11 protein-coding genes are annotated in these 8,317 nt (G+C 37.0%); 4 read left to right on the top strand and 7 right to left on the bottom strand.

Annotated elements, in window-relative coordinates; genetic code table 11:
* Window positions 1-22: 22 nt before the first annotated feature.
* Both ACXJIE_RS02720 and ACXJIE_RS02715 read right to left on the bottom strand, forming a co-directional pair.
* Window positions 23-805: a transporter substrate-binding domain-containing protein gene (locus ACXJIE_RS02720; protein ID WP_456479443.1), complete on the bottom strand. Its 783-nt coding sequence runs from the start codon at window positions 803-805 to the stop codon at window positions 23-25.
* An 85-nt stretch (window positions 806-890) separates the two neighbouring features.
* Entirely contained in the window at window positions 891-1,493 is a 603-nt protein-coding gene (locus ACXJIE_RS02715) for a hypothetical protein (protein WP_456479442.1), read from the bottom strand.
* Window positions 1,494-1,605: 112 nt separating this feature from the next.
* Between ACXJIE_RS02715 and ACXJIE_RS02710 the strand changes: the two genes are divergently transcribed.
* Together ACXJIE_RS02710 and ACXJIE_RS02705 are read left to right on the top strand one after the other, a co-directional pair.
* Complete coding sequence (locus tag ACXJIE_RS02710) at window positions 1,606-2,367, top strand: ABC transporter ATP-binding protein (RefSeq protein ID WP_456479441.1); 762 nt, start codon at window positions 1,606-1,608, stop codon at window positions 2,365-2,367.
* 61 nt (window positions 2,368-2,428) lie between these two features.
* Window positions 2,429-3,166: an efflux RND transporter periplasmic adaptor subunit gene (locus ACXJIE_RS02705; protein ID WP_456479440.1), complete on the top strand. Its 738-nt coding sequence runs from the start codon at window positions 2,429-2,431 to the stop codon at window positions 3,164-3,166.
* Here ACXJIE_RS02705 and ACXJIE_RS02700 read toward each other — a convergent pair.
* The 3 genes from ACXJIE_RS02700 to ACXJIE_RS02690 form a co-directional block, all read right to left on the bottom strand.
* Window positions 3,158-3,376: a succinyl-diaminopimelate desuccinylase gene (locus ACXJIE_RS02700; protein WP_456479439.1), complete on the bottom strand. Its 219-nt coding sequence runs from the start codon at window positions 3,374-3,376 to the stop codon at window positions 3,158-3,160. The genes ACXJIE_RS02705 and ACXJIE_RS02700 overlap by 9 nt on opposite strands.
* 65 nt (window positions 3,377-3,441) lie before the next feature.
* Window positions 3,442-4,539 carry a succinyl-diaminopimelate desuccinylase gene (gene dapE, locus ACXJIE_RS02695; RefSeq protein WP_456479438.1) on the bottom strand — a complete coding sequence of 366 codons (1,098 nt, stop codon included), beginning with the start codon at window positions 4,537-4,539 and terminating at the stop codon, window positions 3,442-3,444.
* Between the two features lie 55 nt (window positions 4,540-4,594).
* Complete coding sequence (locus tag ACXJIE_RS02690) at window positions 4,595-5,080, bottom strand: class I SAM-dependent methyltransferase (RefSeq protein ID WP_456479437.1); 486 nt, start codon at window positions 5,078-5,080, stop codon at window positions 4,595-4,597.
* Between the two features lie 22 nt (window positions 5,081-5,102).
* Here ACXJIE_RS02690 and ACXJIE_RS02685 point away from each other — a divergent pair, with 22 nt between their 5' ends.
* Both ACXJIE_RS02685 and ACXJIE_RS02680 read left to right on the top strand, forming a co-directional pair.
* Window positions 5,103-6,266, top strand: a complete 1,164-nt coding sequence (locus ACXJIE_RS02685) for an amidohydrolase (protein ID WP_456479436.1) — start codon at window positions 5,103-5,105, stop codon at window positions 6,264-6,266.
* Window positions 6,263-7,279, top strand: coding sequence for a GNAT family N-acetyltransferase (locus tag ACXJIE_RS02680; protein WP_456479435.1), 1,017 nt, complete (start codon window positions 6,263-6,265; stop codon window positions 7,277-7,279). Before ACXJIE_RS02685 ends, ACXJIE_RS02680 begins: the two co-directional genes overlap by 4 nt.
* Here the strand turns inward: ACXJIE_RS02680 and ACXJIE_RS02675 are convergent.
* Together ACXJIE_RS02675 and ACXJIE_RS02670 are read right to left on the bottom strand one after the other, a co-directional pair.
* Complete coding sequence (locus ACXJIE_RS02675; RefSeq protein ID WP_456479434.1) at window positions 7,266-7,814, bottom strand: YqiA/YcfP family alpha/beta fold hydrolase; 549 nt, start codon at window positions 7,812-7,814, stop codon at window positions 7,266-7,268. The two genes, ACXJIE_RS02680 and ACXJIE_RS02675, sit on opposite strands and share 14 nt — an antisense overlap.
* Window positions 7,811-8,149 (bottom strand): membrane lipoprotein lipid attachment site-containing protein, encoded by a 339-nt coding sequence (locus ACXJIE_RS02670; RefSeq protein ID WP_456479433.1) that lies wholly within the window; start codon window positions 8,147-8,149, stop codon window positions 7,811-7,813. Before ACXJIE_RS02670 ends, ACXJIE_RS02675 begins: the two co-directional genes overlap by 4 nt.
* Between the last annotated feature and the right edge of the window lie 168 nt (window positions 8,150-8,317).

Genomic DNA, 8,317 nt, shown 5'->3' with positions numbered 1-8,317 from the left:
TTTCCCCGAAAAGGGGAGATGATTATTTAGGCCAAACTTCAGGAAGTCTGTTAGGCTCGGTTCCGAACCATTTTTTGTAAAGTCTTTGATAAGTTCCGTCTCTTACGGCATCCTGAATTGCGAAGTTTACGGCATCTCTGAAGTTGGATTCGTTTTCCCTTACACCCATACCGTAAGGTTCGAATGTGAAAGGTTTACCTATAACTTTGAACTGTCCGTGAGAATTTTTAGCCTGGGTTGCGCACCATGTGTAATCTGTTGAAACGGCATCGATTTTCCCTCTTTTAAGAGCCATGACAGCCTGAGGATATTCCTGAAAATAAACGAGTTTTACTTTCGGACACACTCTTTTGAAGTTGTCCCCGCTTGTAGCGCCCTGAATGACACCGACTCTTTTACCTGCGAAATCTTTATAGCTTTTTGCTTTGCAGTCTTTTCTTGCCAAAATTGACTGACCGTCAAAATAGTAACTGATAGTAAAGTCTATCGGCAAGTCTCTTTTAACCTTGTGAGTCATACTTGCGGCCGCTATATCGATAGTACCGCTTTGAACCATCGGAATTCTTGTTTTTGAAGTAACCTGTGTAAACTGAGGTTTAACACCCAATTTTTTTGCAATGTATTTGATTAAGTCGATGTCAAACCCGACAACCTGACCTTTCGAGTTTACATACCCGAACGGCGGAAAGTCATATTTGACACCGGCTTTTAAAACACCGCGGTTTTGTACGTCTTTAAGCAAATCGGCGCTTGCGGACGTTAAAAACATACCTAAAATTACGAAAAATGCAAACAGCTTTTTCATTTTCTTCTCCTTCGTTGATATTTCAACATTTATTATAGCTAAAAAATTACATATTTATTACAATTGTTTAAAAAATAAGTTAAGTTTATAGAAGTAATAATTCAAGGGTTTGAGGTGTTATCGAAGAATAGTTAAATACTTGAGAAGTATATGTTGGAAAGTAAATATTGTATGGATTGAATGATGTTTCATAAGGCAGCGTAAAGTTGATGTTTTGCAAAATTTTAAATAATGAATCATATTTTTCGGAAATAAGTTTTGTATATTCCTCTATCGTCTGGGTGTTAGGGTCGAATAACGGAACGTTTAAATTTATCTGTTCTCCGTTTATTTCCAGTGTTTGATTAAAAACGTTGAGATTGTTAAAAGTGGTGTTTTGCAAAATATCGTTTATTTCTTTGGTGTATTCGTCAATTATTTCCTGTGTCGGATCGTTAATTTCTTTCAAAGTGTCCGTAAGGGTTAAAATTTTTTCAAGTGAATTTACAGCTGTCTGTAGTATTCCGACATTCTGATTAAACGTATCTACATTCGCAAAAAGGGGATTTGTCGCAAACTGCGTAGGTGAAAAATAATCCGTAATTCTTAATGCAATCAAATTGTTTATATATTCGGGATTAAAAGTCACCGGTGCGGTATTAAAAACACTCGGCAGATATGTTAAAGGATAATAGGCGTTTACCTCCATTTTTTCCCTTTGTGAAGATTATTAATTTTTTCTTCACAAGAATTTTGTATAAATCCTTATATATTATACCATAATTTTGATAAAATGGTTAAAATTATTAATAAGGTTTCGGATGATAGAAATCAGGCATTTAAAAAAAGTCTTCGGCAAAAAAGTTGTGTTAAAAGATGTTAATTTAAAAATAGAGGATCATAAAGTCACTTATATTTTAGGACTTTCGGGACAGGGGAAATCCACGATAATCAAACATATTGTGGGGCTGCTTAAACCCACGGCCGGCGAAGTGCTGGTAGACGGTGTCGATGTCGGGAAAGCCGATATAAAAACCCTTTATGAAATAAGAAAAAAAATAGGTTTTACTTTTCAGGAAGGCGCGCTTTTTGACAGTATGAACATATTTGAAAACGTATCTTTTCCGTTAAGGGAACATACGAAACTTTCAAAAAAAGAGATTGAAAAAAGAGTTTACGAGACGCTCGAAATGGTCGGACTCGATGCAAAAAGGGTGGCTAAACTTTTCCCTCATGAACTGAGCGGCGGTATGAGAAAAAGGGCGGCGACGGCAAGGGCTATAATACTCAAACCTAAATATGTATTATATGACGAGCCCACAAGCGGGCTTGATCCGATTATAAGCGATAAAATAACAAAAATGATAGAACACCTCACAAGGGATTATAAAATGACAAGCGTTGTTATTTCACATGATCTGAAAGAAACATTCAAAAGTGCCGATTATGTAGCAATGCTGTATAACGGGGTTATAATAGAATACGGAAGCGTTGATAAATTTAAAAACTCACAAAACCCGATTGTTCAGGCGTTTATAAAAGGTGAAAGTGAAGAGTATGAAAAAATAGCCGAAGCGGTGTAGTTTTTTAAGTTGTGTTAAGCGGGTTAAACGGTAATCGATAAAATGAAAATAAAGGAGTAAGATGAAAAAAATTATAATTTTTACGTTAAGTATGGTTTTTTTATTTGCATACGAGGCAAAAGTGGAACCGTTTGAAATATATAAAATCAAATCTTCCGTCGGAGGGGAGGTTGTAAAAGCATTTAAAGATCTTGAGGCTAAAAACGTTAAAAACAGGGAAATTGTAAAAATAGACGACAGACAAAACCTTATAGATTTGAAAAACCTGCAAGCACAGGTGAAGATTTTAAATGAAGAGATAAAAAATCAGCGGGCAATTGTAAAAAGAAAAAAGGATATTTATGAAAAGTACAAAAATTTAAAAACGAAATCACAAAGCGAAAAAGATATGAAATTTTACGACTATACAGCCGCAAAAAATCAACTTTTGACATTACTCTCCCAGCTGAATTCCACGGAAGCGAATATTGAAAAATTAAAAGACACTGTTTCAAAGAAAAATATTAAAGTAAGCGGTTATGTTTATAAAATTTATGTAAACAGGGGCGATTATGTGGCACCGGGGATGTTGATAGCAGACGTTTATGACACATCGAAACAAAAGCTTGATATTTATATACCGATTGATGAAATCGACGGTGTAAAAAATAAAAAAGTTTACATAAACGGCAAAAAAAGCAACTTTAAAATATATAAAATCTGGAATGTCCCCGACACCCGGTATGTAACGAGTTATAAAGCGGAGCTTGTAGGAGACGGGCTTAAATTCGGTGAAATTGTAAAAGTGGAATTAAAATAAAGAAGGCGTTGAGAGGGAGTGCCTCTCTTTTACATTTTCAGATGTGACTAAAACGCCTATTTCGTCTATATCAAGATAATCCGGGTATTCGATTTCAATACCCCAGCTGTTATAAAAAATGGCCTTATCTCCTCTTATTTCTTCAAATTCAAGTATTTCATCATCCGCTAAAATACGCATACCTTTTTTAAGTTCATAAACTTTTCTCAAACCCTCGCCTTTTTTCTTTAATTATAACACCTGAAAAATTAAATTTCTCTTAAAATAACATTTTGTTATTTCCACTCCTCAATTACGTCTTTGAATATATCGGCAAGTTTTATAACCTCTTCAGGCGTTGTGCGCTCATTCGGTGCATGAATGGTGTCGTTTTTTACACCGAATTCAACTACTTTAACCCCGTATTTTGCAAAAAACCTTGCATCGCTCGTTCCGCCTGCGGTTGAGTGTTTGGGGGTAACGCCCGTTTCTTTTTTTATTGCTTTGTCCAAAGCTTTTACCACCTTTGTATCAGGATTGGTAATAAAAGGTTCGGCGCTTTGTTTAAGCTCAAGCGTATAGTTCATGTCTTTAAAATAGCGGTGTATAAACTCTTCTATTTTTTTCTTGTCGGTATGTGTGTTGTTTCTTACGTTAAACATCATTTTAAGCTCACCCGGCGTTACGTTTGTAACTTCCATTCCGGCTCTTATGTCCGTTACCACAAATTTGCTCGGTGCAAAAAACTCGTCACCATTGTCTAAATCCACACCCGCTATTTTATGCAGTACCTGAGCGACTTTGTGTATCGGGTTAATCGATTTTTCAGGGTATGCCGCATGTCCCTGGAGGCCTATTTTTTTAAGCACACCGTTGATTGAGCCCCGTCTTCCGATTTTAATCGCATCCCCGAAAACTTTTTCGCATGTAGGCTCGGCCACTATTGCATAATCGGGAATCAGGTTTTTTTCTTTTAAAATTTCAAGTATGTATTTTGTCCCCCATACCGCATCTCCCTCTTCGTCGCTCGTAATAAGTGCGCTTAAGGTTCCTTTGAAATTTTTAGCGTTTTTCATAGCCCACAGGAATGCGGCAAGCCCGCTTTTCATATCTTGGGCTCCCCTTGCGTATATGAATCCGTCTTTTTCCGTTGGTGTAAACGGATCGCTCTCCCATCCCTCACCCGGAGGCACAACGTCAATGTGTCCTCCGAAGCATAAATGATCCCCCTCGCCGAATTTTTTATAAATAAAAAGATTTTTAACCCCTTCTTTTTCACTTTCTATTATTTTAAAACAGTTTAAATACTCTTTTATAAATTCCATACCGCCGTCGTCATCAGGCGTTACGGATTTAAAACTCAGAAGTTTTTTAAAAAGATCTATAACGTTCATTTTAATCCTTTATGATTTTTGGAATTATATTATAACGAATGGGAAAAATTGTAATTCAGACATCGTTATTTTTCTTTCCGACAAACCTGAAAGGTTTTTGGGTGAAATATATAATTTCAAAATCTTTGAAAATTTCAAAAAACTCTTCGTTGCCTATGGGATATTTGGAAATTGTTTCAAATATAAAAAACCCGTGCTTTTTCAGTGCTTTTGGTATTTGCTTGAGTGTTTCTAAATTGAAATATTTAATCATTATGATTACATCAAACTCATTTTGTGGTATAATATAAGTATCAAGGTCAAGGTTTATTTTTTTGATTTTGGGATGATTGATTTTGGAAATTGCAACGTCGCTTATGTCTATAAGGGTAACGTCGTAACCTTTGTTGAAAAGTTCGACTGAGTTTCTTCCGAGTCCGCCTGCCAAATCAAGCGCTTTTTTATCTTTTTTGGCAACAGGGATAAATTTAAGTAGTTCACTTGGAGGTTTGGAAGTCAGGGTTTTGTATTTTTCGTTCCATTTCAGTTTTTCTTCAAGCATATATTTCCTTTAAGGGGTTATTATGAAAAAAATTATATCCGAAATTGAAAATTTGAAAGATAAAATCATAGAAATAAGACGTCATATCCATATGTATCCGGATCTCTCCGGTGAAGAGTATCTCACCCGTGATTACGTGAAGGGGATTTTGGAAAGTGAAGGGATAAAGGATATCCGGACTTTTAATGGTTATGCGGGAATGGTTGTGGATTTAAGGGTCGATGCAAAACTTCCGACGGTTGCTTTCAGGGCCGATATGGACGCGCTGCCTATTACGGAAGAAAATCACATTCCGTACGCTTCGAGAAAAAAAGGAATTATGCACGCATGCGGGCATGACGGACATACGGCTATTTTAACCGGTTTTTTAATCGCATGCCAGAGACACAAAAACAAACTGCCTGTCAATATCAGGGGGATTTTCCAGCACAAAGAAGAGGTTATGGAGGGCGGGAGCGAGGATTTGATAAACGACGGTGTTTTGGATAATGTTGATGCGATTTTCGGGCTTCATATGTATCCCTACCTTCAAACCGGCGAAATAGGTTACAAATACGGGGAAATGATGGCAAGTGCCGACAGCTTTGAAATTGAAATATTCGGAAAAAGCGCTCACGGGGCGAGACCGCACGAAGGGGTAGATGCTATACTTACCGCGTCGATGGTTGTGGATTCCGTAAATCACATTGTCAGCAGAAGAATAGACCCTCTCCATCCCGCGGTAATATCGTTCGGAACGATTGAAGGGGGAAAGGCGGCTAACATTATATGTGATCACGTAAAACTCAGCGGAACGGTAAGAACACTTAACGATGCCGTAAGGCAGGGTATAAAAGAGATGATGGAAGAGGCGACTGCTGGAATACGCAGGGCAATGGGCGCTAAATACAATTTTAAATACTATTTTGGAAATCCCGAGCTTATCAATCATGACAGAATTGTTGATTTGGTTGTTAGAGCTGCTAAAAAGGTAGCAAAACCGGTTGATTTAAAGCTTCCTGTAATGGGAGGGGAGGATTTTGCAAATTACCTGAAAGTTGTAAAAGGCGCCTTTTTCAGGCTCGGATGCTGTAATGAATCAAAATCGACCTGTTATCCTCAGCATCATCCAAGATTCGATATAGACGAAGAGAGTCTGATAATAGGGGCGAAAATTTTTGCAAATATCGTTAAGGAATACAAATGAAAGGACATACGGGCATATCTTCACCTTTTTTCGTCATAAAAGAGGAAATAGACGCAGTTATCAGGGATATTGAGCCTCGGGACGCCTCCGATATTGTGGAACTTTTCAAGGCGAATTATGATTACACCTATTATAAAAAAAGTTTTTACGACCCCGACACATGGGTGAAAATGAGTGAAAGTAAAAAATATTATCCGGTGGTGGCCGAAGTTGAAGGAAAGGTTGTCGGACAGTTTTTGCTTACTAAAAACGATGTATATAATGGGGAAATTAGCGCCGTTGTCGTTCACCCGGATTTTAAAGGCAGGGGGCTTATGAACAAAATGTTTGATTATCTGATTAAAAGAGCTAAAAATTTGGGACTTTACGCGGTATACGGGGAGGCTATTATGTTTCATCCGTTTTCACAAAAAGCTAATTTAAAACAGGGAATGGTGGAAAGCGCCCTGCAGCTCGGGGAAGTGGCGTCATGGGTTGCACAAAAAGATATAAAATTTGAAAAACGCTCGGGAACCCTTGTAAGTTTTAAAATATTCAAAACCGGCAAAAGGGCGGTTTTTGCACCGGAAATATACAAAAAACTAATTATTGAAAGATACAAAAAAGCGGGCTTTAAGCTTGTGAAAACCGATATCAGGGTTATTAAAAACTCTTTGGAATTGTGGGAAAACAGACTTTTGAAAATTTCCGGAATAATAATTGACGGAAAGGTAAAAAACTTTGAAAAAAGATTTAAAACTTTTTTTACAAAAGCAAAGCTAAAAGGGGAGATGGTATATGCCGATATCAATTTGCATACGAGAGAAATTAATGAAATAACGGAGTTTTTAAACAAAAAAAAGTTTTTTTACAGCGGCATTTTGTGGTATAGGTATAACGGATACGACTATTTAAGACTACAATATGAAAACACCCATAATGTTGAAGAGAGGTTAAATGTCTGTTACAGCGAATACTGCAGGTTTCTTTCAAAATTTGTAAGGAAAGACAAAAAAAGGGTTAGGCGTTTATGAAATTTTCGATCATACACAGATAATCGCTAATATTCTCAAATCTGTGATTTCCGCCTTGTTCGACTATAACTTTGGCATTGGAGCGGTTTTTAAATTTTTTCAGTGTTTTTTTGTAATTTAGAACTTCGTCGCCGCTTTGCAGAAGAACAAGGTATTTCCCCTTTTTCGGTTTGATTTTATATTTTTTCAGTTCTTTTAAATACTCTTTTTTCCATTCGAACGCTTTATTGTCGCAAAACCTGTATTGTGTTCCGGTGTAATCTCTCAGTGTTTTATAGGGTTTGAGCGACGGGTTTATCAAAACGGCTTTAAGTGAGAATTTTTCAGCAAGGTATATGGCATAATAACCGCCGAGCGAACTTCCTATTAAAATTGTACGGGGTGTTATTAAACCGGCAAGAAGATTAAGTGTATTTTTTGGAGAAGGGGGCAAGTCGGGTGTTAATGTTTTTATATCGAAATGGTTTTTAATGGCTCTGCTTTTGTTGCCAAGTCCGCAGCTTCCGAATCCGTGAATGTAAATTATCCGTTTCATTGCACCGGATTTTCGTAAAATACGTAGGTTTCGTAGTTTGTCACTTCAAAATAGAGTTTTTTCTTTTCATCCGGGTCCACTTTGTAATTGAAATTTTTGTCAAGATATCCGTATGCGAACCTGTAAGGGCGCGGTTTGTTGTCATCCGTGCCGTGTGCCGTAGTCAGTTTGTCCACTTTTAAAAACCTCATAACGAGCTTTCCGCCGCTGTATATGTCCACAACGCCGTTAACACCGGTTATGTTTTGAATGGATCTTCCTATTTTGTTTTGCTGCTCCTGTGTACATCCAGTGATTATAAAAAGGGCGGATATAAATATTAAAAATTTTTTCATTTTTGTCCTTGTTTAGATTGGGTTTATGTTAGAATTGTTTAATTATAACAAAAAGGCTTTGCAATGGTGAAACTTAAAAACGTCCATAAGTCATATAAAACGGGGGAAATTGAGGTTAAGGTTTTGGAAGGGCTTGACCTTGAGATTGAAAAAGGCGAGTTTGTGGCT

The sequence above is a fragment of the Nautilia sp. genome (genome assembly GCF_053994455.1).
The sequence above is the reverse complement of the archived record's forward strand: the minus strand, read 5'-3'. Positions and strand labels throughout refer to the sequence as shown.

Bases quoted from the DNA above. Each gene is read 5' to 3' on its own strand.
- ACXJIE_RS02680 (WP_456479435.1), top strand. From the start codon at position 6,263: ATGAAAGGACATACGGGCATATCTTCACCTTTTTTCGTCATAAAAGAG.
- ACXJIE_RS02705 (WP_456479440.1), top strand. From the start codon at position 2,429: ATGAAAAAAATTATAATTTTTACGTTAAGTATGGTTTTTTTATTTGCA.
- ACXJIE_RS02710 (WP_456479441.1), top strand. From the start codon at position 1,606: ATGATAGAAATCAGGCATTTAAAAAAAGTCTTCGGCAAAAAAGTTGTG.
- ACXJIE_RS02690 (WP_456479437.1), bottom strand. From the start codon at position 5,080: ATGCTTGAAGAAAAACTGAAATGGAACGAAAAATACAAAACCCTGACT.
- ACXJIE_RS02670 (WP_456479433.1), bottom strand. From the start codon at position 8,149: ATGAAAAAATTTTTAATATTTATATCCGCCCTTTTTATAATCACTGGA.
- ACXJIE_RS02685 (WP_456479436.1), top strand. From the start codon at position 5,103: ATGAAAAAAATTATATCCGAAATTGAAAATTTGAAAGATAAAATCATA.
- dapE (WP_456479438.1), bottom strand. From the start codon at position 4,539: ATGAACGTTATAGATCTTTTTAAAAAACTTCTGAGTTTTAAATCCGTA.
- ACXJIE_RS02675 (WP_456479434.1), bottom strand. From the start codon at position 7,814: ATGAAACGGATAATTTACATTCACGGATTCGGAAGCTGCGGACTTGGC.
- ACXJIE_RS02715 (WP_456479442.1), bottom strand. From the start codon at position 1,493: ATGGAGGTAAACGCCTATTATCCTTTAACATATCTGCCGAGTGTTTTT.
- ACXJIE_RS02720 (WP_456479443.1), bottom strand. From the start codon at position 805: ATGAAAAAGCTGTTTGCATTTTTCGTAATTTTAGGTATGTTTTTAACG.